The 21,121-nt window shown below is 72.2% G+C and carries 22 protein-coding genes; 6 read left to right on the top strand and 16 right to left on the bottom strand.

Annotated features, from left to right (window positions below; genetic code table 11):
* Positions 1-12: 12 nt before the first annotated feature.
* Positions 13-216: a hypothetical protein gene (locus I8920_RS03035; RefSeq protein ID WP_198657717.1), complete on the bottom strand. Its 204-nt coding sequence runs from the start codon at positions 214-216 to the stop codon at positions 13-15.
* A 10-nt stretch (positions 217-226) separates the two neighbouring features.
* Positions 227-745: a MarR family winged helix-turn-helix transcriptional regulator gene (locus tag I8920_RS03040; RefSeq protein ID WP_198657718.1), complete on the bottom strand. Its 519-nt coding sequence runs from the start codon at positions 743-745 to the stop codon at positions 227-229.
* 131 nt (positions 746-876) lie between these two features.
* On the opposite strand from I8920_RS03040, the gene I8920_RS03045 reads away from it, so the two are divergent.
* Entirely contained in the window at positions 877-1,770 is an 894-nt protein-coding gene (locus tag I8920_RS03045; RefSeq protein WP_198657719.1) for an alpha-E domain-containing protein, read from the top strand.
* A 95-nt stretch (positions 1,771-1,865) separates the two neighbouring features.
* Here the strand turns inward: I8920_RS03045 and I8920_RS03050 are convergent, their stop codons facing one another.
* Both I8920_RS03050 and I8920_RS03055 read right to left on the bottom strand, forming a co-directional pair.
* Positions 1,866-3,203 (bottom strand): MFS transporter, encoded by a 1,338-nt coding sequence (locus I8920_RS03050; protein ID WP_198657720.1) that lies wholly within the window; start codon positions 3,201-3,203, stop codon positions 1,866-1,868.
* On the bottom strand, positions 3,200-3,610 hold the full coding sequence (locus I8920_RS03055; protein WP_198657721.1) for a MarR family winged helix-turn-helix transcriptional regulator: 411 nt from the start codon (positions 3,608-3,610) through the stop codon (positions 3,200-3,202). Before I8920_RS03055 ends, I8920_RS03050 begins: the two co-directional genes overlap by 4 nt.
* A gap of 96 nt (positions 3,611-3,706) precedes the next feature.
* Here I8920_RS03055 and I8920_RS03060 point away from each other — a divergent pair, with 96 nt between their 5' ends.
* On the top strand, positions 3,707-4,459 hold the full coding sequence (locus I8920_RS03060) for an SDR family NAD(P)-dependent oxidoreductase (RefSeq protein ID WP_198657722.1): 753 nt from the start codon (positions 3,707-3,709) through the stop codon (positions 4,457-4,459).
* Between the two features lie 135 nt (positions 4,460-4,594).
* Here I8920_RS03060 and I8920_RS03065 read toward each other — a convergent pair whose 3' ends face one another.
* Positions 4,595-4,864: a hypothetical protein gene (locus I8920_RS03065; RefSeq protein ID WP_198657723.1), complete on the bottom strand. Its 270-nt coding sequence runs from the start codon at positions 4,862-4,864 to the stop codon at positions 4,595-4,597.
* A 28-nt stretch (positions 4,865-4,892) separates the two neighbouring features.
* Positions 4,893-6,044 (bottom strand): inorganic phosphate transporter, encoded by a 1,152-nt coding sequence (locus I8920_RS03070; protein ID WP_198657724.1) that lies wholly within the window; start codon positions 6,042-6,044, stop codon positions 4,893-4,895.
* A gap of 88 nt (positions 6,045-6,132) precedes the next feature.
* Between I8920_RS03070 and I8920_RS03075 the strand changes: the two genes are divergently transcribed.
* Entirely contained in the window at positions 6,133-7,002 is an 870-nt protein-coding gene (locus I8920_RS03075; protein WP_198657725.1) for an alpha/beta hydrolase, read from the top strand.
* Positions 7,003-7,046: 44 nt separating this feature from the next.
* On the top strand, positions 7,047-8,096 hold the full coding sequence (locus I8920_RS03080) for a lipoate--protein ligase family protein (protein ID WP_198657726.1): 1,050 nt from the start codon (positions 7,047-7,049) through the stop codon (positions 8,094-8,096).
* A 6-nt stretch (positions 8,097-8,102) separates the two neighbouring features.
* On the opposite strand, the gene I8920_RS03085 is transcribed toward I8920_RS03080, so the two are convergent.
* Positions 8,103-9,656 carry an AAA family ATPase gene (locus I8920_RS03085; protein WP_198657727.1) on the bottom strand — a complete coding sequence of 518 codons (1,554 nt, stop codon included), beginning with the start codon at positions 9,654-9,656 and terminating at the stop codon, positions 8,103-8,105.
* Positions 9,657-9,831: 175 nt separating this feature from the next.
* On the opposite strand from I8920_RS03085, the gene I8920_RS03090 reads away from it, so the two are divergent.
* On the top strand, positions 9,832-10,161 hold the full coding sequence (locus tag I8920_RS03090; protein WP_198657728.1) for a hypothetical protein: 330 nt from the start codon (positions 9,832-9,834) through the stop codon (positions 10,159-10,161).
* A gap of 30 nt (positions 10,162-10,191) precedes the next feature.
* Here the strand turns inward: I8920_RS03090 and I8920_RS03095 are convergent, their stop codons facing one another.
* Complete coding sequence (locus tag I8920_RS03095; RefSeq protein WP_198657729.1) at positions 10,192-10,479, bottom strand: GNAT family N-acetyltransferase; 288 nt, start codon at positions 10,477-10,479, stop codon at positions 10,192-10,194.
* 66 nt (positions 10,480-10,545) lie between these two features.
* Here I8920_RS03095 and I8920_RS03100 point away from each other — a divergent pair, with 66 nt between their 5' ends.
* Complete coding sequence (locus tag I8920_RS03100; protein ID WP_198657730.1) at positions 10,546-11,409, top strand: DNA-methyltransferase; 864 nt, start codon at positions 10,546-10,548, stop codon at positions 11,407-11,409.
* A 334-nt stretch (positions 11,410-11,743) separates the two neighbouring features.
* Here I8920_RS03100 and I8920_RS03105 read toward each other — a convergent pair whose 3' ends face one another.
* From I8920_RS03105 to I8920_RS03140, 8 genes are all read right to left on the bottom strand, one after another.
* Positions 11,744-14,161, bottom strand: coding sequence for an MDR family MFS transporter (locus I8920_RS03105; RefSeq protein WP_198657731.1), 2,418 nt, complete (start codon positions 14,159-14,161; stop codon positions 11,744-11,746).
* 222 nt (positions 14,162-14,383) lie between these two features.
* Complete coding sequence (gene pgm, locus I8920_RS03110) at positions 14,384-16,003, bottom strand: phosphoglucomutase (alpha-D-glucose-1,6-bisphosphate-dependent) (protein ID WP_198657732.1); 1,620 nt, start codon at positions 16,001-16,003, stop codon at positions 14,384-14,386.
* A 123-nt stretch (positions 16,004-16,126) separates the two neighbouring features.
* Complete coding sequence (locus I8920_RS03115; protein WP_198657733.1) at positions 16,127-16,372, bottom strand: hypothetical protein; 246 nt, start codon at positions 16,370-16,372, stop codon at positions 16,127-16,129.
* Positions 16,373-16,494: 122 nt separating this feature from the next.
* On the bottom strand, positions 16,495-17,157 hold the full coding sequence (locus I8920_RS03120) for a class I SAM-dependent methyltransferase (RefSeq protein WP_198657734.1): 663 nt from the start codon (positions 17,155-17,157) through the stop codon (positions 16,495-16,497).
* The gene (locus tag I8920_RS03125; RefSeq protein WP_198657735.1) at positions 17,154-17,804 is read right to left on the bottom strand and encodes a TIGR04282 family arsenosugar biosynthesis glycosyltransferase; all 651 of its coding nucleotides are present in this window, start codon (positions 17,802-17,804) and stop codon (positions 17,154-17,156) included. Before I8920_RS03125 ends, I8920_RS03120 begins: the two co-directional genes overlap by 4 nt.
* A complete protein-coding gene (locus I8920_RS03130) occupies positions 17,801-18,616 on the bottom strand; it encodes a glycosyltransferase family 2 protein (protein ID WP_269802236.1) in 816 nt (271 codons plus the stop codon). The genes I8920_RS03125 and I8920_RS03130 overlap by 4 nt, the downstream gene beginning before the upstream one ends.
* Positions 18,617-19,099: 483 nt before the next feature.
* Positions 19,100-20,170 (bottom strand): NAD-dependent epimerase/dehydratase family protein, encoded by a 1,071-nt coding sequence (locus I8920_RS03135; RefSeq protein WP_198657736.1) that lies wholly within the window; start codon positions 20,168-20,170, stop codon positions 19,100-19,102.
* Positions 20,167-21,084: an MTAP family purine nucleoside phosphorylase gene (locus I8920_RS03140; protein ID WP_198657737.1), complete on the bottom strand. Its 918-nt coding sequence runs from the start codon at positions 21,082-21,084 to the stop codon at positions 20,167-20,169. Before I8920_RS03140 ends, I8920_RS03135 begins: the two co-directional genes overlap by 4 nt.
* Between the last annotated feature and the right edge of the window lie 37 nt (positions 21,085-21,121).

Raw genomic sequence — 21,121 nt, forward strand, 5'->3', positions numbered from 1 at the left:
GGTGGTCGGCCCTCAGTCGCGGCGGAACAGCCGACGCAGGCGCTTCGTGAGTCGCCCCACGGTCTCGTCGTTCATCGTGTTCGCGAGCTCGAAGGCCTCGCGAGCGGGGTCGGCACCACCCTGGATGCGACGGAGCGCGGCGTCGGCACGGGCCCGGGAGTCGAGTTCGGCGAAGGGCATGTCGTCCTCGGGGTGGTGTGTGCCGCGAGGGTCCATGGGGGCCAGGCTACGCGCCGGGTGACTCGTCCGGGTGCACGTCGACGTCGTCCACGACCCGGACCATCTCGTCGAGGAACTCCACGACCACCGCCATGTCGTCGGCCGGCAGGTGTTCGGTGACCTCGAGCGCTCGGGTGTCGAGTTCCTCGATGACGCGCAGTGCGTGCCGCATCGACCTGCCGGTGGCGGTCAGGATGACGCCGCGGCGGTCGGAGGGGTCGGGGTGTCGCTCGACGTGACCGCTGCGGACGAGCCGGTCGACGAGCGCGGACGTCGACGCCGCGGTGATCTCGAGTCGCTCGGCCAGGTCCTTCGCGTTGACGGTGCGGTCCTCGTGTCCGGCCTCGATCAGGACGCGCAGTGCGAGGAGTGCGTTCTCGCCGATGCCGAGCGCCTCGCGAGCGCGACGCTGTGCGGCACTCTCGGCCGCTCGGTAGCGCCGGAGGGCGTTGAGGACGTCCATGGCGGAGACCGCCGGGTCCTCGTACCAGTACCCCGCGGTGCTGGTCATCACCTCGGACGTCATGGGCTCAATGCTAGACGCTCTAGTTAGATTGTCTAGCGAGTGCGGAGTCAGGACACCGCAACACCCGTGACGCCGTTCCGTAACACCGCGGCAACGCCGGCTCGTTAGGTTCACGGCATGCAGGAGCAGCCGTGCTGAGTCGCCTGGCGGGGAACGTCTTCCACGTGGGGAGCGCGGTCGAGCGCACCGACGTCGTCGCCCGGCTGCTGGACGTCTACGTCGCCCGCCGCGAACCCGGCACCGTCGACGACGACCGGCTGGTCGCCGCGGAGCTCCGCAGCGTGGTCGGGACGGCCGGACCGGCGCGCGACGCCGACCGCACCGCGACGATCGACGCCCTGGCACTCGACCGGCACGAGCCGGCCTCGATCGCCGCGGCGGTGGCCGTCGCCCGGGACCACGCCCGCCGGGCCCGCGAGGTCGTGTCGAGCGAGCTCTGGGACTGCCTCGACGTCACCCGGTCGCGGATGCCGCGCAAGATCGCGCCGGACCGCGCGCACGAGTTCCTCGGGTGGGCGCGGGAGCGCAGTGCCCTGGCCATCGGCGTGGTCGAGGGGGACGCCAGTCGCGACGAGGTGTGGGAGTTCTTCGCGCTCGGCCGTGCACTGACCCGCTGCGCCTCGACGGCCCGGCTCCTGGCGTCGCGGTTGCTCGAACCCGACGTGGTGACGTCGTGGAGCGCGGCGCTCCGGGCCTGTGGCGCGGGCGAGGCGTTCCTGCGCGGTCGCGACCATGCACCGGTCCCGGCGGACGCCGCGGCGTTCCTGCTCCTCGACGAGCACAGCCCGCGGTCGCTGCGGTACACCGTGCACCGCGCCGCCGAGTGCCTGGCGGACGTCGCTCCGGCCTGCGTCGCGGACGAGGTCGGCGACTTCGCCGAGGTGCGCGCCGCGCTCGACGCGCTTCCCCGTGAGGAGGCGCTCGGTGCGGTCGGCGCGGTCGGCGACCGCGTCGCGGCCGCCGCCGACCGCGTCGCGTCGGCGCTCGACGAGCGCGTCTTCTCCACCGCCGCCCCCGTGCTCTGACGCGACCGGTCCGCCCTGGGCGGTGGCGGGGACGGACGGGAGGCCCGTGGCGGCGTGGTGTCGCGCCTCCCGTTCGGTGGGTGGGTCGGCGACCGTCAGACGCCGCTGGACCGGTCGGCCAGCGCTTCGTCGCGGTGCAGCTCGCGGTGGAGCGCGGCGCGACCGCCGACCACCGGCACCGCGTGCGTGATCGCGAGGTGCAGGGGTGCGTCGGCGTCGTACCGCAGCCGCAGCCGTTCGTGCCGGACCAGCCACACGAGCGCGATGGCGAGCGCGACGAAGCCCGAGGCGGCGCCGACGACGATCGCCCAGCGGGGGCCGGAGGCGTCGGCGACCGCTCCGACGAGCGGGGCGCCGATCGGGGTGCCGCCGGCGAAGATCGCCATGTAGAGCGCCATCACCCGGCCGCGCATCGCGGGCGCGGTCGTGGTCTGCACCAGGGCGTTCGCGGTGGTCATGAAGGTGAGCGAGGCCAGGCCGACGAGCACGAGGACGACCGCGAAGGTCCAGTAGGTCGGGGCGAGCGCGGCGGCCGTGCAGGCGAGCCCGAACGCGCCGGCGGCGGCCACCAGGGTGCGCATCCGGGGGCGTTCCCGCCGGGCGGAGAGCAGGGCCCCGAGCACCGAACCGATCGCCATCACGGAGTTCAGCAGGCCGAACTCGCCGGCGCCCTGGTGGAACTCGACCCGCGCCATCGTCGAGGTGAAGATCGGGAAGTTCACGCCGAACGTGCCGACGACGAAGACCATGCAGAGCACCACGATGATGTCCGGGCGGGTCCGGACGTACCGGAAGCCCGCGATGACCTGCCCCCTGCCGCGGCCGGCCCGGACCCGTTCGGCGAGCCTCGCGGGGTCGACGGAGCGGAGCGCGAGCAGGACGGCCAGGAACGACCCGGCGTTGATGACGAACACCCACCCGGAGCCGATCGCCGCGATGAGCACCCCGGCGACGGCGGGTCCGATGAGCCGCGCCGCGTTGAACGACGCGGAGTTGAGGGCCACCGCGTTCGCGACGTCGTCGCCCTGCACCACGTCGGAGACGAACGCCTGGCGGACCGGAGCGTCGAAGGCGGCGACCACCCCGAGTGCGAGGGCGAAGCCGTAGAGCGACAGGAGCGTCGCGGTGTGGGTGAGCACCATGACGCCCAGGCCGAGACCGAGCAGTCCCATGAGACCCTGCGTGACCATGAGCGTCCGGCGGCGGTCGAACCGGTCGGCGACCAGGCCGGTGAGCGGCAGGAGCAGCAGCTGCGGCCCGAACTGCAGCGCCATGGTGACGCCGACCGCGACGGCGTCGTCGTCGGAGAGCTGCGTCAGGACGATCCAGTCCTGGGCGGTGCGCTGCATCCAGGTGCCGACGTTGGACACCAGGGCGCCGGCGAACCAGATGCGGTAGTTGCGGCCGGCGAGGGAGCGGAACATGGCGGTCACTGCTGGGCGAGCCTCCTCAGGATCCCGGTCGCGTCGGCGAGCGTGGTCCGTTCGTCCGCGGTCAGGGAGTCGAGTCGCGGGGTGAGCCAGTCGTCCCGGCGGCGTCGGGTCTCCTCGACGAAGGCCGCTCCGGCCGGGGTGGCGCCGATGAGCACCTTGCGGCGGTCGTCGCCGTGCTCGCACTTCGAGACGAACCCGCGCTCGAGCAGGACCGCGACCGTCTTCGTCATCGACGGCGGGGTGACGCCGTCCTGCCGGCTCAGGTCGGCCAGGGTCATGGCGCCGTCGCGGTGCAGCCGGGCGAGGGCGGAGAACTGGGCGTCGGTGACGCTCGAGTCGGCCGTCTGCGTACGGAGCGTCCGGGACAACCGGTTCACCGCGATCCGGAGGTCGGTGGCGTCGGGCATCGGTCGTCAGCCTACCTCATTAGTTCAGCGAACGAACTGGTTTGCCGGTGTACGCTCGAACTGGGCAACAGGTGTTGTCCAGAGAGCAGGAGGAACATGTCCGAGTTCGAGGGCAAGGTCGCCGTCGTCACCGGTGGCGGCAGCGGCATCGGCGAGTCCGTCGCGAAGGAGCTCGCCGCCGCGGGCGCGAGCGTCGTCGTCACCGACATCAAGTTGAACGCCGCGGAGCGCGTGGCGTCCGAGATCACCGCGGCCGGCGGGACCGCCAGCGCGTTCGAGGCGAACTCCGCGGTGGCCGCCGACAACGAGCGCATGGTGCGGTTCGCGGTCGACACGTACGGCGCGCTGCACCTCGCCGTGAACAACGCCGGCATCGGTGCCGCCCCGCAGCCGATCGGCGAGTACGACGTCGCCGCGTGGGACCGCGTCCGAGCGGTGGACCTGGACGGCGTCTTCTACGGGCTGCGGTACGAGATCCCCGCGATCCTGGCTGCCGGCGGCGGCGCGATCGTCAACATGTCGTCGGTGCTCGGCTCGGTCGGCATCGCGAACAACGCCGCCTACGTGGCCGCGAAGCACGCGCTGGTCGGGCTGACCAAGGTCGCCGCGCTCGAGTACACCGCCCAGGGGGTCCGCACGAACGCCGTGGGCCCCGGGTTCATCGACACGCCGCTCGTCCGCGCCTCACTGAGTGCCGACGAGCTCGCCGGGCTCGAGGCGCAGCACGCCGCGGGGCGCCTGGGCACCGACGCCGAGGTCGCCGCGCTCGTGCTGTTCCTGCTGGGTGACCGCGCGTCGTTCATCAGCGGCAGCTACCACCTGGTCGACGGCGGCTACAGCGCGCACTGACGCGGGTCCGATCCGCACGGGTCCCGGACTGGAGGCCCGCCCAGCGTGCGCCGGCTGGCGCACGTGGGGCGGGCCTCCCGTCCGTCAGTGGTCCCGCCGGACCGGTCCCACCGGACCGGTCTCGCCGTTCCGGTCTCAGTGGAACTGGGGGATCGTCAGCCAGATGCCGGCGAGCACGGCGGCGACGCACACCGCGAAGCACAGGACGGCGCCCGCCAGGGCCACCGGCGGGGTGTGCCCGGAGCGCGGACCCTCGTCGGAGTACTGCGTGCGCTCGCCACCCGCGTCGACCGGTTGCCCGGTGCCGAGCAGCCGCAGGCCGAGCGTGTAGACGAGCACGATGCCCACGGCGGCCACGAAGCCGACGCCGGCGACCGTGGCGATGCTGGTGAAGTCGATGTCCATGGTCGTTCCCCTCGGTCCGTCGTGCCGGTCAGTTGCTCGTGCCGGTCGGCTGCGGTTCTGCCCGCTCGGTCGGTTCGTCGGTCATGTCCCGTTGCGAGATCGGCTTGCGCTTCGCGAGGGCCCAGAAGCCGAGCCCACCGGCCAGGGCGAGCACCGCGACGAGCACCAGACCGATCGTCGAGGTCGATGCGAGCCAGGTCGCGAGCGCCCCGACCACCGCGGCCGCCGGCAGCGTGACGACCCACGCGACGACGATCCGGCCGACGACCGACCAGTGCACGTCGGCGAGCTTCTTGCCGAGCCCGGAGCCGACGACGGCGCCGCTCGTGACGTGCGTGGTCGAGAGCGCGAAGCCCAGGTGCGACGAGATGAGGATGGTCGCGGCGGAGCTCGTCTCGGCCGCGAAGCCCTGCGGCGACTGCACGTCGGAGATCTTCTTACCGACGGTCTGCATGATCCGCCAGCCGCCGGTGTAGGTGCCGAGGCCGATCGCGAGCCCGCAGGCCAGGACCACCCAGAGCGCCGGCCCGGTGCCGGCCGCCTGGTAGTCCGCGGCGATGAGGGTCAGCGTGATGACACCCATCGTCTTCTGCGCGTCGTTCGTGCCGTGGGCGAGCGACACCAGCGAGGCCGAGATCGTCTGCCCGTGCCGGAAGCCCGTCGCTGCCCCGTGCGTCGTGGCGTTCTTCGTGAGCACGTACGCCAGGTACGTCGCCACCAGGGCGATCACCCCGGCGATGACGGGCGAGAGCAGCGCCGGCAGCACGACCTTCGACACCACCGTCGCCCAGCTGATCGAGTTCAGGCCGGCACCGATGATCGCGGCACCGATGAGCCCGCCGAACAGGGCGTGGGTGGAGGACGAGGGCAGCCCGAAGTACCAGGTCGCCAGGTTCCACAGCACCGCACCGACGAGTCCCGCGAAGATCATCGTCGGGGAGATGCTGACGCCGTCCTCGCCCTCGCGGATGATGCCCTGCGAGACGGTCTTGGCGACCTCTGTGGACAGGAAGGCGCCGACCACGTTGAGCACGGCGGAGATGAGCACGGCGGTCCGGGGCTTGAGCGCTCCCGTGGCGACCGACGTGGCCATGGCGTTCGCGGTGTCGTGGAAGCCGTTCGTGAAGTCGAACACGAGGGCCACGACGATCACCAGCGTGACGATGACGATGACGTCCATGCGCAGGACGGTAGGCCTCGCTCCGACCCGCCTGCGTGAACGCCGGATGAACAGGTGCGGGATGGGGTCCGTCTGCGAAGATGCCGGTGTGCCGACCTTCTCCGCCGCACGGGGCGACGCCTCGTTCACCGACGCGCACGGCGTCGAGATCGTCTACTCGACCTGGCGCGCAGCGCGGCCGAAGGGCGTCGTACAGATCGCGCACGGCGTCGGCGAGCACGGGCTCCGGTACGAGCCGCTGGCGCAGGACCTGGTGCGTGCCGGGTACACCGTGCACGCGAACGACCACCGCGGGCACGGGCGCACCGGCCTGGCGCAGTGGGACGGCGACCACGCGAAGCTCGGGCGGCTGGGACCCGGGGGACTCCGGGCGGCGATCGCGGCGGTCGAGCAGATGAGCGCGGTCGCCCGCGCCGACGAGCCGGAGCTGCCGCTCGTGCTGCTCGGGCACTCGTGGGGGTCCCTGATGGCGCAGCGGATCGTGAACACCTCGTCGGACCGCTACGACGGGGTGGTCCTGTCCGCCTCGGCGTACCGACTGCCCGGCTGGATGAACAGCGGCGACCTGAACGCCCGGCACGCGGGCTCGGGGCCGACGAAGTACGAGTGGCTCAGCCGCGACCGGAAGGTCATCGACGCCGTCGGGCTCGACCCGCTCGCGGTGGAGGCCGACGTCATCGGGCTGTTCGGGCTCGCCGACACCCTCCGGCTGCTCGGGGTCCCGCGCCGGGGCATCCCGCACGACCTGCCGATGCTGTTGCAGGTCGGGTCCGACGACACGCTCGGCGGCCCCCGGTCGGTCGAGCGCCTGGCACAGGCGTACCGGCGGCGCGGCCGGCTCTCCGACGTCACCGTGCACGTGTACGAGGGCGCGCGGCACGAGGTCTACAACGAGACGAACCGCGACGAGGTCATCGCCGACCTGGTCGCCTGGCTGGACCGGTCGATCGCCCGCTGACGCCCGTGCGGAACCCGTTCGGTGGACCGGAATAGGGTTGCGGCATGCACGGTGAGTACAAGGTCCCCGGGGGCAAGCTGGTCGTCGTCGACCTCGAGGTCGTCGACGGCGCGATCCAGCAGTTCCGCCTGGCTGGTGACTTCTTCCTCGAGCCGGACGACGCGCTGCCGCTCATCGACGCGGCCGTGAACGGTCTCCCCGCCACCACGGACGCCGCGGGGATCGCCGCGGCGGTCCGTTCAGCACTGCCGGAGGACGCCGTCCTGCTCGGCTTCACGCCCGACTCGGTGGGCGTCGCGGTGCGCCGGGCGTTGTCCCGTGCGTCGAGCTGGCGTGACCACGCGTGGCAGGTCGTCCACGAGGGGCCGATCAGCCCGAACGAGCACCTCGCGCTCGACCAGGTGCTCACCGAGGAGGTCGGCGCCGGCCGTCGTGGCCCGACCCTGCGCATCTGGGAGTGGGACGAGTCCGCCGTGGTCATCGGGTCGTTCCAGTCGCTCCGCAACGAGGTCGACCCGGAGGGCGCCGCGAAGTACGGCGTGCAGGTCGTCCGGCGCATCTCGGGCGGCGGCGCGATGTTCATGGAGGCGGGCGCGATCATCTCGTACTCGCTGTACGTCCCGGCCGACCTGGTGCAGGGCATGACCTTCGCGGACTCGTACGCGTACCTGGACGAGTGGGTGATCGAGGCCCTGAAGACCCTCGGCATCGACGCGTACTACCAGCCGCTCAACGACATCACCTCGGCCAAGGGCAAGATCGGCGGTGCCGCCCAGAAGCGGCTCGGTACCGGGGCCGTGCTGCACCACGCCACCATGAGCTACGACATGGACGGCGAGAAGATGGTGCAGGTGCTGCGCATCGGGCGCGAGAAGATGAGCGACAAGGGCACGACGTCGGCCGCCAAGCGCGTCGACCCGCTGCGCTCGCAGACCGGGCTGTCGCGTGCCGAGATCATCGAGCGGCTCGTCGACACCTTCACCACGCGCTACGGCGCGACGCCCGGTGCGATCACCGCCGACGAACGGGCGCGGGCGCAGGAGCTCGTGCGGACGAAGTTCTCGACGACGGAGTGGCTGCAGCGCGTGCCGTGATCTCCGTCAGCGCTCGTCGTCGTCAGACCGCAGCGTGAGGTCGACCTGGCCGCGGCCGGACCTCGGAGCGAGGGTCGGTCCCGCGAGCGGAGCGGAGGCGACCCACGGGCCGGTGCCGGCGAAGTCCTCGACCTCGTCGTCGTACTCGTCGTACTCGTCGTACTCGTCGGGGTCGTCGTCGTCGTGGTCCGCTCCGCCTCGGACGCCGAGCAGCTTCCTGGTGAGTGCCGACCGTTCCGTCAGCAGCGAGTCGAGCGCGGCCCCCAGGTCGCCGTCCTCCGGCTCTGCTCCGCGCAGGGCGGCGCCGAGGACACTCCGACGCATGAGCTCCTTCGCGAACGAGCCGGTCGTCCCCTCGGCACGCTCAGCGGCATCGGCCAGGGCTGCGTCCGAGAAGGGCAGCGCGCCGGCGTAGCGACGGAACAGCCGTCGGCGCTCGGGCAGCTCCGGCAACGGGATCTCCACGGCGAGGTCGACCCGTCCGGGGCGGTCGGCCAGGGCGCGTTCGAGCACCGACACCCGGTTGGTGGTCATGACGAAGGCGACGTCGGCGTCACCGTCGAGGCCGTCGAGTGCGTCGAGCACCTCGAACAACAGCGGTTGCGGCGATGCATGCCGTTCCATCGCGACGAGGTCGATGTCCTCGAGCACGACGATCGACGGTTGGAAGGTCCGCGCGATCTCCGCCGCCGCACCGATCGCCGCGATGCTCGAACCGGTGAGCAGGACAGCCGTCACGCCCTCGGTCCGGGTGAGCAGGTGCCGGATCGTCAGCGTCTTGCCGGTGCCGGGCGGTCCGTAGAGCAGCACACCACGCTTGAGGTGCTGCCCGGCAGCGAGGAGTGCTTCGCGCTGGTCACCGATCCCGACGACGTGGTCGACCACCTCGTCCAGGACCCCGTCGGCCAGCACGACGTCGTCAGCGGCGACCTCGGGACGCCGGAGGAACGTCGCCCCCGCGTCGGCGCCGTACTCGGAGGGCACGAACGACAGGACCTGCCCCCGCAGGACACTGCGTTCGATCATGAGCGCACGGAGTCGCCGCAGGAACGCCGCGGCGGCGTCCTGGTCGGCTGCGATGACCTCGAGAGTCGCACTTGCCCGGCCGTACTCCGGATTGGCGGCACGCTGGACGACCGCGACGGGTGACCCGTCGAAGGTGAGCAGGCGGAGTCCGAGGGACACCACCCGGCGCGTGGTGTCCGGGCCGGTGGCACGGTCGCTGTAGCTGACCGGCCCCGGCGCCCACTGCATGTGCTGGTTCGCGAGGAACTCGCTGACGGAGCTGTGGAACCGGGAATCGTCCCCAGCGATGCCGATCAGCGCGTCTGGCTGCCCACTGGTGAGCGACTCGAGCGCGATGTCCGCGTCGACCAGGCGGTGGTCGGGCAGCTCCTCGGTGACCACCGGGATCGACTGCGGATCGACACCGAGGTGGTCCCGCACCCGTTCGCCGATCGGCGTCAGGGCTGCACGCTGCTCAGCCCCCGCGAGTTCGTTCGCGTGGTCGATGTAGCGGGCGAACGCCCGCATGAGGTCCCGGTCTGCGTCGTCGAGCACGGCGCCATCCTGGCACGTCGAGGTGTCTGGCCGACGCGGCGACCGGAGCCGAGGGGGACGCACCGGCCGCCGCCGGACGAGTCTCGTCGTCGATCCCATGAACCAGACGTGTGGATCACGAGAATCCCCCGCGCGGCTGATGTCGGCGGCGGAGCACCCACGTAGCGTCACTGGCGTGAACTGGTTGATCTTCCTGGGGGCGGTGGCCGCGGTGGCCGTCGTGGTGTGGATCGCCGATCGCGCGGGGTGGATCGACCTGTCGAACAAGTCCACGCGCAGCGGCGGGTCCGGAGGCGTCGTCGGGATGCTGGACGAGGTGTTCGCACCGACCCGGCAGGAGACGCAGGCGGAGTACGAACGGCAGTCGCGCCTCCCGAAGGAGGCACCGACGCCGACGGACGACGACCACGACCTGCTGAGCGGCAGCGTGCTCATCAAGGTGCCGGCGGTGCGGAGCGCCGGGCGGCACGAAGCCCGCGTCGGGACGCACCACCGCTCGTACTGACGGGCGCGGCGACGCGCGCCGCGTCGGCGGTCAGCGGGTGGTGAGCTCCTGGTAGTCGGGGTGGCGCTCGATCCAGGCGTGGACGTAGCTGCAGTCAGCGACGACGCGCTTCGACGACCCCGAGCGGACGTCGTCGAGGGCGTGCTGCACGAGGATCGAGGCGTGGCCGCCGCCGCGGTGTGCAGGATCGACCTCGGTGTGGGTGAAGTGGATCGTGTCGCCGTCGACCTCGTACGCGGCGAGACCGATCACCTCGCCGTCCTCGACCAGGGAGTACTGCTGCGCGTCGGTGTCGTTGCGGACCTCGGGGGATGCCATGCCGCCGAACCTACGCCGCGGGGTCGTCGTCGCCTGGGTCGACGCTGGGTACGGGAAGATGGAGTCGTGCACAGCGGAGACGACCGAGGCCCGGACCGCGTGGTCCTCGGCGACGCACTCGACGTGGTGCCCGCGTACCCCGACGGCTCGTTCACGCTGGTGTACCTCGACCCGCCGTTCAACACCGGTCGGTACCAGCGGCGGCACGCGAGCTCGGCGGTGCCGAAGGCCGACGGACCGGTCATGGGGTTCCACGGCCGGACCTACGAGCGGGTGCGCGGGGACCTGATGCGGTTCGACGACCGGTTCGAGGACTACTGGTCGTTCCTCGAGCCCCGCCTGATCGAGGCCTGGCGCCTGCTCGCCGCCGACGGCACGCTGTACCTGCACCTCGACTACCGCGAGTCGCACTACGCCAAGGTGCTGCTCGACGCGCTGTTCGGCCGTGAGTCGTTCCTCAACGAGATCGTCTGGGCGTACGACTTCGGTGCCAAGTCCAAGACGCGCTGGCCCACCAAGCACGACACGATCCTGGTCTACGTGAAGGACCCGACGCGGTACTGGTTCGACTCCGAGGCCGTCGACCGCGAGCCGTACATGGCCCCCGGGCTCGTCACGCCCGAGAAGCGGGAGCGCGGCAAGCTGCCGACCGACGTGTGGTGGCACACGATCGTGTCGCCGACCGGCCGCGAGAAGACCGGCTACCCGACGCAGAAGCCCGAGGGGGTGCTGCGCCGGATCGTGCAGGCGTCGTCGCGCGAGGGGGACTGGGTGCTCGACTTCTTCGCCGGCAGCGGGACGACGGGGGCGGTGGCCTCGGCGCTCGGGCGGCGGTACGTGCTGGTGGACGACAACCCGGCGGCGATCGAGGTCATGCGGAAGCGGTTGCCGGGGGCGGCGTTCTCGGTGGCGGAGGCAGCGGCGGGCTGAGGCGGGGCGCGGCGGGCTGCGGGCGGGCGGGGGCGGGATGCGGGCGGGCGTGCCGGTGCGACGATGTCGACGTCGTGCGACATCGACCCCGTCGTTCGGTGTCGGCCTCGGGCACGGCAAGGTCCGCGACGATGCACGCGTCGATCGACACGTGGGTTGTCGCGCGATGCGCACGCACATGATGCACGCGCAAGTGCCGACGATGCACGCGTCGATCGACACGTGGGTTGTCGCGCGATGCGCACGCAACGACCACCGCGCCGGGCCACACCCGCCGGTGCGACGATGTCGACGTCGTGCGACATCGACCCCGTCGTTCGGCGTCGGTCCCCGGCTACTCCGCAGCGTGCCGCCCGTGCGGATGCCCGTCTGCCTCCGCCGCCTCGACCCGTGCACCCGGCACGGCGGACTCCTCACCCCGGGCCGCGTGGGCAGCCCGGGTCCGGATGGCACCCGTGGTCGTCGGGGGCTCGTCGACCGGCGCGGCCGCAGCGTGTGCGCCGTGCGTGGTGGCACCGGGCAGCGGATTGCGGGTGTCGTCCTGGTCCGGGCCCGTCGGCGGCAGCACCGACACACTCGTCGCGCCGGCGGCACGAGCGGACCGGGGCTGCGGGGACACGTCCGGCGACGTCGGCACCGGTTCCACCCCGGGAGCGGCTGCGGCAGCACTGGCCGCCGCAGCGCCGGCGGACCCCGACCCCGCGGACCCCGACCCCGCCGCCGTCTGGGCGGCATCCGCCTGCTCCTGCAGCGCCGAGGTCTTGCGCAGCGGCGGGACGCGGAAGAACCACGTCAGCACGAACGCGACCAGGATCACCGCGAGCCCGACCCAGTAGACCCGCACGGCCGAGTCGCTGAACCCGACCAGGAACGGTCGCGTGAGCCGCTCATCCGCCCCGTTGAGGAACGAGGTGTTGCTCGTGGTGGCGCTGCTCGACGAGTTCGCGCTCGAGTCGCCGCGCCGGAGCTGCTCGATGATCGTCGGGGCGACTTGGTCGACGACGTTCTGGCGCTGCGACGCGTCCGAGTAGTCGACCTGCACCGAGCCGTCGACGACCGACGCGTTCGCCTTCGTCGCCACGGCCTGCAGCGCCTGCCGCTCGGCCGCGGGCTTCGCGTCGTCGACCTGCTGGGCGATGACGGTGTCGGCCGCCGCCGCGGGGAGCGTGCCGGCGTCGACCTGCTGCTGCACGGCTGCGGTGACCTGCTTCGTCACGGCGGCGTCCGCGGCCTGCTTGGCCTGCGCCGCGCCCTGGTCGAGGCCGTCCTGCACGTTCTCCTGCACCGGGTCGACGATCTTCGTCCAGATCTGGTCCATCACGCCCTGGTTGTCGCGCGCGTTCGCGACCGAGGGGGTGAGCGCCGCGTCGAGGGCCTTCCGCAGGTCCGACTCGTTCTGCATCGCCGCCGTGATGTTCGTCGGCATCAGGGTGAACAGCACCGAGAGCAGCACGGCGGTGCCCATCGTGCCGCCGATCTGCCGGAAGAACGTCGCGGCGCTCGTGGCGACGCCGATGTCCCGCGGCGACACCGAGTTCTGCGCGGCGAGGGTCAGCGTCTGCATGAGCTGGCCGAGACCGAGCCCGATGCCGAACATGCCGAGCATCAGGAACCAGAGCGGCCGGTCGGCGGTCAGGAACGTCAGGATCGTGAAGCCGATCGCCGTGAACGCCGTGCCGGTAACGGGGAAGACCTGGTAGTTGCCGGTCTTCGAGATGATCTGCCCCGAGGCGATCGACGAGATCATCAGACCGAGCACCATCGGCAGCATCGCGAAGCCGGACCCGGTCGGGGTGACGCCCTTCACGATCTGCAGGTACAGCGGGATCGTGAGCATCGCGCCGAACATGCCGAAGCCGACGAGGACCGACAGGATCGCCGACATCGAGAACACCCGCGACCCGAACAGCTTCATCGGCAGGATCGCGTCGTCACCCATCGCCCGTTCGACCAGGATGAAGGCGACGAGCCCCACCGCGCCGATGCCGTAACAGGTGAAGGCGGCGACGGAGTCCCAGCCCCACTCGCGCCCCTGCTCGGCGATGAGCAGCAGCGGCACGAGGGTGACGATGACGAGCGTCGCGCCCCACCAGTCGATGCGGGGCTTGCCGCGCTCGCCGAACTTCGGCAGGTGCAGGAACGTCAGCACCATGAAGAGCGCGATGACGCCGATCGGCACGTTGATCAGGAAGACCCAGCGCCAGCCGTCGACGAACAGCAGCTCGTCCGCGCCGGCGAAGACACCGCCGACGAGCGGCCCGATGACGCTCGAGATGCCGAAGACCGCGAGGAAGTAGCCCTGGTACTTCGCCCGCTCGCGGGGGGCGAGCATGTCGCCCATGATCGCCAGCGGCAGGGACATCAGGCCACCGGCACCCAGGCCCTGCAGCGCGCGGAACCCGGCGAGCATGAGCATCGAGTCGGCGAACGACGCCGCGAACGACCCGACGATGAAGATCCCGATGGCGGTGATGAACAGCGGGCGGCGGCCGAAGATGTCGGAGAGCTTGCCGTAGATGGGGGTCGTCACCGTCGACGCGATCAGGTACCCGGTGGTGACCCAGGCCTGCTGGTCGAGCCCGTGCAGGTCGTCGCCGATGGTGCGGATCGCGGTGCCGACGATGGTCTGGTCGAGGGCGCCGAGGAACATGCCGGCCATCAGGCCGTAGATCACCAGCAGGATCTGCCGGTGCGACATGACGACGTTGGACGCCGTGGTGGGGGCCGCGGGGGCGGTCGCGGTCTGGGTCATGAGCGGGTTCTCCCGAGGTACCGATGCGCGCAGGTCAGGGTTTTGCGCTGCGTGCAAAGTTACAACTTCCGCAAGCGCCCGGTCGCGGGGCGACCGCCTTCCTGAGTGGATCGGCAGTCGCCGTGCGCCCGTACGTCCCGGCGGGTCACGGCCTGGAGGCCCGGCTCGGCTCCGTCGGACGGGCTGCGGTGTCCGGGACCCGCCGCCCGCCCGACGAGGGCGCTACGCGCCCAGTGCTGCGTCGACGATCTCCTTGGCCTCGCGCTGCACCTGCTCCAGGTGCTCCTGCCCGACGAAGCTCTCCGCGTAGATCTTGTAGACGTCCTCGGTGCCCGACGGCCGCGCGGCGAACCACGCCTTGTCGGTGACGACCTTGACGCCGCCGACGGCCGCGTCGTTGCCGGGGGCCTTCGACAGCTTCGCGGTGATCGGGTCGCCCGCCAGGGTGTCGGCGGTGATGGCGTCGCCGTCGAGCTTGCCGAGGCGGGCCTTCTGCTCCTTCGAGGCGGCGGCGTCGACCCGCTGGTAGACCGGGGCGCCGAACCGCTCGGTGAGCTCGGTGTACAGCTGCGACGGGGTCTTGCCCGTGACCGCGACGATCTCGGACGCCAGCAGCGCGAGGATGATGCCGTCCTTGTCGGTGGTCCACGCGGTGCCGTCGGTGCGCAGGAAGGACGCTCCCGCGGACTCCTCGCCGCCGAACGCCACCGAGCCGTCGATCAGGCCGGGCACGAACCACTTGAAGCCGACCGGGACCTCCCACAGCCGGCGGCCGAGGGACTCCGCGACGCGGTCGATGATGCTCGACGAGACGAGCGTCTTGCCGATCGCGGCGTCGTCGCGCCACTGCGGGCGGTGGGCGTAGAGGTACTCGATCGCGACCGCGAGGTAGTGGTTCGGGTTCATCAGCCCGCCGTCGGGCGTGACGATGCCGTGCCGGTCGGAGTCGGCGTCGTTGCCGGTCAGGACGTCGAAGTCGTCCTTGCGCGCGAGCACCGAGGCCATCGCCGAGGGGCTCGACGGGTCCATCCGGATCTTGCCGTCCCAGTCGAGCGTCATGAACGCCCAGGTCGGGTCGACCTCGGGGTTCACGACGGTGAGGTCGAGGCCGTAGTGGTCGCGGATGAGGTTCCAGTACGGCAGCGACGCACCACCGAGCGGGTCGGCGCCGATCTGCACCCCGGCACGCTTGATCGCCGCGATGTCGATGATGTTCTCGAGGTCGGCGACGTACGTGTGCAGGAAGTCGTAGCGGTCGGGCTCGGCGTCCTCGGTGCGCTGCACCTCGGCGTTGCCGCCCTCGATGATCGCGTTCGCGCGGTTCGCGATCCAGCTCGTGGCGTCGCTGTCGGCGGGGCCACCGTGCGGCGGGTTGTACTTGAAGCCACCGTCGCGGGGCGGGTTGTGGCTCGGCGTGATGACGATGCCGTCGGCCGTGTCCGGGTTGCCGGCGCGGTTGTAGCGGATGATCGCGTGGCTCAGTGCGGGGGTCGGCACGTAGCCGTCGTCGCTGTCGGCCAGCACGTGCACGCCGTTCGCGGCCAGGACCTGCAGGGCCGTGCGCTCCGCGGGTGCCGAGAGGGCGTGGGTGTCACGCCCGATGAAGAGCGGGCCGTCGGTGCCCTGCGACCGGCGGTACTCGACGATCGCCTGCGTGATCGCGGCGATGTGGGTGTCGTTGAAGGCGGAGTCGAGGGAGGACCCGCGGTGGCCGGACGTGCCGAACACGACCTTCTGCTCGGCGATCGAGACGTCGGGCACGCGGTCGTGGTAGGCGGCGACCAGTTCGTCGAGGTCGACGAGGTCGTCTGCGGTCGCTGGGGTGCCGGCACGGTCGTTCATGCGTCCATCCTGGCATCGCCCGCCCTGACGCGTTCGGGGGAAGTGCACGAGCGGCCGCCCGGCCCGGGTCGAGGGGGGACACCCGGGAGGACGACCGCTCGCGGTCTGGGGGAGGCCGGAGCCTCAGGCGGTGCGGAACGAACCCGTCGCGGTGCGGAACGAGCCGGTGACCGTGCGGGTCGACGCGGTGGCCGTACCGGGACGCGACCACTGCGTGTCCACGAAGCGGCCGAGGCGCCCGGCGACCGGCACGCCCGTGTAGGTACCCGACGGCTCGGTGGTGCTGCGGCCGGTGTACGACCCGCGCACGTCACGCCCGTCGATGCCGGACACGAAGCTGCCGCCGAACGGGAAGGTGCTGTTCGTCATGGGGTCTCCTCGGTGGTGACGCCGTCGGGACCGTCGGACCGACGACCCTGGCGACGTCGGCTGTGATCCGAGCCTACGACACAGTCTTGCATCATGCAAAAGAACTGCACGAACGTGCACGGTCAGGCCAGCAGCTCGCAGAAGTTCCGTCCCTCGGTCGTCCAGCTCTGCCGTGCGACCAGCCCGGCGTCGGCCGCGTGCCGGTGCAGCGCGTCGAGCCCGACCTCGGCCCACGGGAACTCGGCGCTCTCGTTGCCGTCCGCGTCGATCACGCGGGCCGTGTAGACCCGGTCGGCGTCGACGTCGGGGTTCGTCTCGACGACGACGCGACCACCGACCCGCACGATCTCCCGGCAGCGGACGAGCAGTGCGGTGGGGTCGCCGCCGATGCCGATGTTCCCGTCGATCACCAGCGCGGTGTCCCAGTGGCCCTCGTCCGGGACCGCGTCGAACACCGAGCCCTGCATGGCGGTGCCGCCGGAGCGCTGCGCGATCGCGACGGCCTCAGCCGAGACGTCGACGCCGAGCGCCGGGATGCCACGAGCCTGCGCGGCGACGAGCATCCGCCCGGGGCCGCAGCCGATGTCGATGACGCCGCCGTCGACGTCGTCCAGGAGTGAGCGGTCGACCCGGTCGGCCGCGGCGCTCCAGCGGCCGACGTCCATCGTCGTGACCTCGCCGGGACGCGACGGGTCGGTGAGGCGCAGCCGGCCGTCGGTGCGGAGGGCCCTGGCGTAGGGCTCGCCGCCACCGGCGCCGAACGAGACGGGTGCGTGCATGGTCATCGGGTGCTCCCCACGGTCTCGGCACGGAGTGCCCGGCTGAACTCGGAGTCGGGCACCAGTTCGGCGACCCGTTCGGCGTCGGCGACGGTGTCCACGTCGAGCAGCTCGCCCAGGATCCCCACGTCGAGACCGGCGTCGGTCAGGCGGGCGAGCTGGACGGCGCCGGTGTCCTCGCGGGACATCGGGACGCCGCGGAGCAGGTCGCCGGAGGGCTCCCGCAGGTACAGCGACCAGAAGCCGCCGTCCTCGGCCGGTCCGAACCAGCCGTCGCGCTCGGGGGCGTCGAACACCGGGGCGAGCTCGGCGGCGGACACCTGCGGGGTGTCCATGCCGACCAGGAGCAGCGGGCCGTCGACCGCGTCGAACAGGAACCCGAGGCGCTCGTCCAGGCCGCCGCCCGGCTGGTGCAGGACCTCGAAGCCCTCGGCGCCGGCCGGCACGACGGTGCCGTCGAAGAACAGGACCCGACGCGCCGCGGGCAGGGCCTGCACGGTGGCGAGGGTGTCGGCGAGGCTGCCGGCGGCGACTCGGGCCGCGCCCTCGGGGGAGAGCGCCGGCGTCAGGCGGGTCTTCACCTTGCCGGGCAGGCACTCCTTCGCGACGACGGCCACGGTGACGGGCGTGCTGGTGGGGGTCTCGGTGGTCACGAGCGCGCCTCCTCGGCGACGGTGCCGGATGCGGCGACGGGGGCGGAGGCGGCGCCGGCGAACGGGGCGGATGCGGACGCAGCGGGACCGGCCACGGGGGTGGAGCCGGCCACGGTGCGGACGGGGGCCGGCGCGACGACGCGGGTCCGCGCCTCCCGGCGGTACGCACGGAGCAGACGGGACATGTCACGGACCGCGTTGATCGTGCCGCGGAGCGTGCCGGTGACCTTGCTGTCGCCGATGCGCTGCGCGTAGCCGATGTCGGACTCGTCGACGCGCCAGCCGGCCGCGTGTGCGGCGAGGACCATCTCGAGCGGGTAGCCGCTGCGCCGGTCGCGCAGGTCCAGGGAGACGAGGTCCTCGCGGCGCATGACGCGCATCGGGCCGAGGTCGCGCAGGCGGTAGCCGGTGGCACGGTGCATCAGGACGGCGAGCACGCGGTTCGCGAAGCGGGCGTGCGGTGCCCAGGCGCCGCGACCGGTCGGCACCCGTCGGCCGAGGGCCAGGTCGACGCGCCCGCTGGCGACCCGGTCGACCAGCGGCGGGAGCTCGGCGGGGTCCATCGAGGCGTCGGCGTCGCAGAAGGCGACGTAGTCGGCGGTGGCCGCGGCGACGCCGGCCGCGCAGGCCGAGCCGAAGCCCTTGACCGGTTCGGTGACGACGAGGGCGCCGTGCGCGCGGGCGACCTCGGCGGACCCGTCGGTCGACCCGTTGTCCACCACGATCGCCCGGTACCCGGCGGGCAGGCGGCCGATCACCTTCGGCAGGGCATCCGCCTCGTCGAGGCACGGGAGGATCACGTCGACGCTCATGTCCGTCATTCGGTGCGGTCGGTCGGATCGACGGGTCTGTCCTTGCATGCACTCGACGTAACACGATGACGCGCCGCGGGGTACAGGAAACGCGCCGATCGGTCGCAGTCTGTGCACCCCGGCAGGCTGCGGTCCCCAGAACGGGGGACAGGTGTGGGCGTGCGGGGGGTGTTGGAAGACGCCGTCGTCTTGGTGTGACGCCGGCGTGGGGGTTGCGGGGTCGGTCGGAAGACGCCGTCGTGTTCGTGTGACGCCGGGGACTCGGCGAGACGCCCCGCGGTTCGGCGGCGTCTCGCTGGTTCGGGGGCGGGTCGCGGACACGACGGCGTGTCGCGACGTGCGTCGGGCCGGTCGGACGGGAGGCCCGGGGCGGGGCCGCCACGGGCCTCCCGTCCGGCGTGTGGTCGCGGCTGCGGTCGTTCAGTGAGCAGGAGACGTCGGGTCGCACGGTCGGACCCGACGTCTCCTGCTCACTCGGGGTGGCTACCGGACGGCGCTGCGGAGCGGGGCCGTCGCGAAGTCGCGCATGCCGGCCTCGAAGTCGACCTCGGCGCGCCAGCCGAGCTCGGCGGCGATGCGGTCCGAACTCGCGGTGACGTGCCGGACGTCGCCCAGGCGGTACTCGCCCGTGACGACCGGCTGCGGGCCGTCGGGGCCGGCGATCGCGGCGGCCATGTCACCGATCGTGTGCACGATCCCCGAGCCCACGTTGTACGCGCGGAACGAGTCGGCCGGCAGGTCCGCCGTCGCCGCGATGGATGCCGCGTTCGCGCCGGCGACGTCGTCCACGTGCACGAAGTCCCGTCGCTGGGCGCCGTCCTCGAAGACACGGGGTGCCTCACCGCGGGCCAGCGCCGAGCGGAACAGGGACGCGACACCGGCGTAGGGGGTGTTCGCCGGCATGCCGGGACCGTAGACGTTGTGGTAGCGCAGGGCGACCGCTCGCCCGCCGGTGGCCCGGGCCCAGCTCGAGGCCAGGTGTTCCTGCGCGACCTTCGTCTGCGCGTAGACGTTCCGCGGGTCGAGCGCGGCGGACTCGTCGATCAGTCCGGGCACCAGGGGTTCGCCGTCCGGGCCGATCGGGTCGAAGTGGCCGGCGTCGAGGTCCTCGCGGCGCCGGGCCGGCGGTCGGACGGGCGTGCCGGACGCGGTCGTGTACGCGCCCTCGCCGTAGACGACCATCGAGCTCGCGACGACGAGGCGGCCGATGTCGTGCCGGTCCATCCCGGCGAGCACGTGGGCGGTGCCGGCGTCGTTCGACGACACGTAGTCCGGGGCGTCCTGGAAGTCGACGCCGAGGCCGACCTTCGCGGCCTGGTGGCAGACGACGTCGACGCCGTCGAGCGCCGCGTCGAGGGCGATCCGGTCGCGCACGTCGCCGTGCACGAACGCGATGCCCTGCTGCTGGTGGGCGTGGACGACCTCGGCGGGGTCGCCGTGCACGTCGTCGCGCAGGGAGTCGAGGACGCGGACCTCGTACCCCTCGGCACGCGCGCGGCGCACGATCGCGGAGCCGATGAAGCCGGCGCCGCCGGTGACGAGGAGGCGGGTCATGCGGTCGCGCCCGTGGTGGAGCCTGCGCCGCGCTGCACGATGCTCGCGCTCGCGCTGGCCGGGACGAGCTCGCGCGGGGTGAAGTCGGCGGGGATCGCGCCGACGATCTCACCGATGGCGCGGACGATCACCTCGTTCGCACGGGCCAGCCGCTCCATGACGAGACCGTGCGTGACCGTGGCGCCGGCGTCGTCGACGTCGGATCCGGTCGCTGCGGCTGCGGCTGCGGCTTCGGCTTCGGCTTCGGCTTCGTCCTCGGTCGGGGCGAGGCCGGCGTCGGCGTCGGTGACGAACGACAGGTTGACGGTGGCGATGCCGAGCTCGGCGGCGAGCGGGACCTCGGGGGTCATCGTCATGTTGATGGTGTGGCCGCCGGCCTCGCGGAGCCAGACCGACTCGGCGCGCGTCGAGAAGCGGGGCCCCTGGATGACGACGCACGTGCCCGTCGGACGGAACGGCACGTCGAGCCCCGCGACGGCGTCGATCGCTGCGCGCCGGAGCGTCGGGTCGAACGGGTCGGCGAAGGACAGGTGCTGCACGTCGTCCTCGAAGAAGGTGTCGGCGCGGCCCCAGGTGCGGTCGATGAGCTGGTCGGTCACGACGAAGGTGCCGGGGGCGTAGTCGGGGTGCAGACCGCCGACGGCGCTGGACGACACGATCGCGCGGACGCCGAGCGAGCGCAGCGCCCAGACGTTCGCGCGGTGGTTGATGCGGTGCGGGGCGACGGAGTGCTCGCGGCCGTGGCGGGTGAGGAACGCGACCCGGCGTCCGGCCATCGTGCCGATGCTGATGGGGCTCGACGTCGGACCGAACGGTGTCGGCACGTCGCGTTCCTCCGCCGTGCCCTCCTCGAACAGCTGGTAGAGGCCGGAGCCCCCGATGACACCGATCGTCACGGCTTCGTCGTTCTCCACAGATCCTCCGTCAGGTCGTCGGCGCGTGCTGCGCGCT

This window comes from Curtobacterium sp. YC1 (genome assembly GCF_016267665.1).
Classification (GTDB): domain Bacteria; phylum Actinomycetota; class Actinomycetes; order Actinomycetales; family Microbacteriaceae; genus Curtobacterium.

Coding starts and splice junctions, on each gene's coding strand:
- pgm (WP_198657732.1), bottom strand. CDS start 16,003: ATGAACGACCGTGCCGGCACCCCAGCGACCGCAGACGACCTCGTCGAC.
- I8920_RS03120 (WP_198657734.1), bottom strand. CDS start 17,157: ATGACCATGCACGCACCCGTCTCGTTCGGCGCCGGTGGCGGCGAGCCC.
- I8920_RS03040 (WP_198657718.1), bottom strand. CDS start 745: ATGACGTCCGAGGTGATGACCAGCACCGCGGGGTACTGGTACGAGGAC.
- I8920_RS03115 (WP_198657733.1), bottom strand. CDS start 16,372: ATGACGAACAGCACCTTCCCGTTCGGCGGCAGCTTCGTGTCCGGCATC.
- I8920_RS03065 (WP_198657723.1), bottom strand. CDS start 4,864: ATGGACATCGACTTCACCAGCATCGCCACGGTCGCCGGCGTCGGCTTC.
- I8920_RS03135 (WP_198657736.1), bottom strand. CDS start 20,170: ATGACCCGCCTCCTCGTCACCGGCGGCGCCGGCTTCATCGGCTCCGCG.
- I8920_RS03080 (WP_198657726.1), top strand. CDS start 7,047: ATGCACGGTGAGTACAAGGTCCCCGGGGGCAAGCTGGTCGTCGTCGAC.
- I8920_RS03105 (WP_198657731.1), bottom strand. CDS start 14,161: ATGACCCAGACCGCGACCGCCCCCGCGGCCCCCACCACGGCGTCCAAC.
- I8920_RS03055 (WP_198657721.1), bottom strand. CDS start 3,610: ATGCCCGACGCCACCGACCTCCGGATCGCGGTGAACCGGTTGTCCCGG.
- I8920_RS03035 (WP_198657717.1), bottom strand. CDS start 216: ATGGACCCTCGCGGCACACACCACCCCGAGGACGACATGCCCTTCGCC.
- I8920_RS03060 (WP_198657722.1), top strand. CDS start 3,707: ATGTCCGAGTTCGAGGGCAAGGTCGCCGTCGTCACCGGTGGCGGCAGC.
- I8920_RS03070 (WP_198657724.1), bottom strand. CDS start 6,044: ATGGACGTCATCGTCATCGTCACGCTGGTGATCGTCGTGGCCCTCGTG.
- I8920_RS03095 (WP_198657729.1), bottom strand. CDS start 10,479: ATGGCATCCCCCGAGGTCCGCAACGACACCGACGCGCAGCAGTACTCC.
- I8920_RS03130 (WP_269802236.1), bottom strand. CDS start 18,616: ATGAGCGTCGACGTGATCCTCCCGTGCCTCGACGAGGCGGATGCCCTG.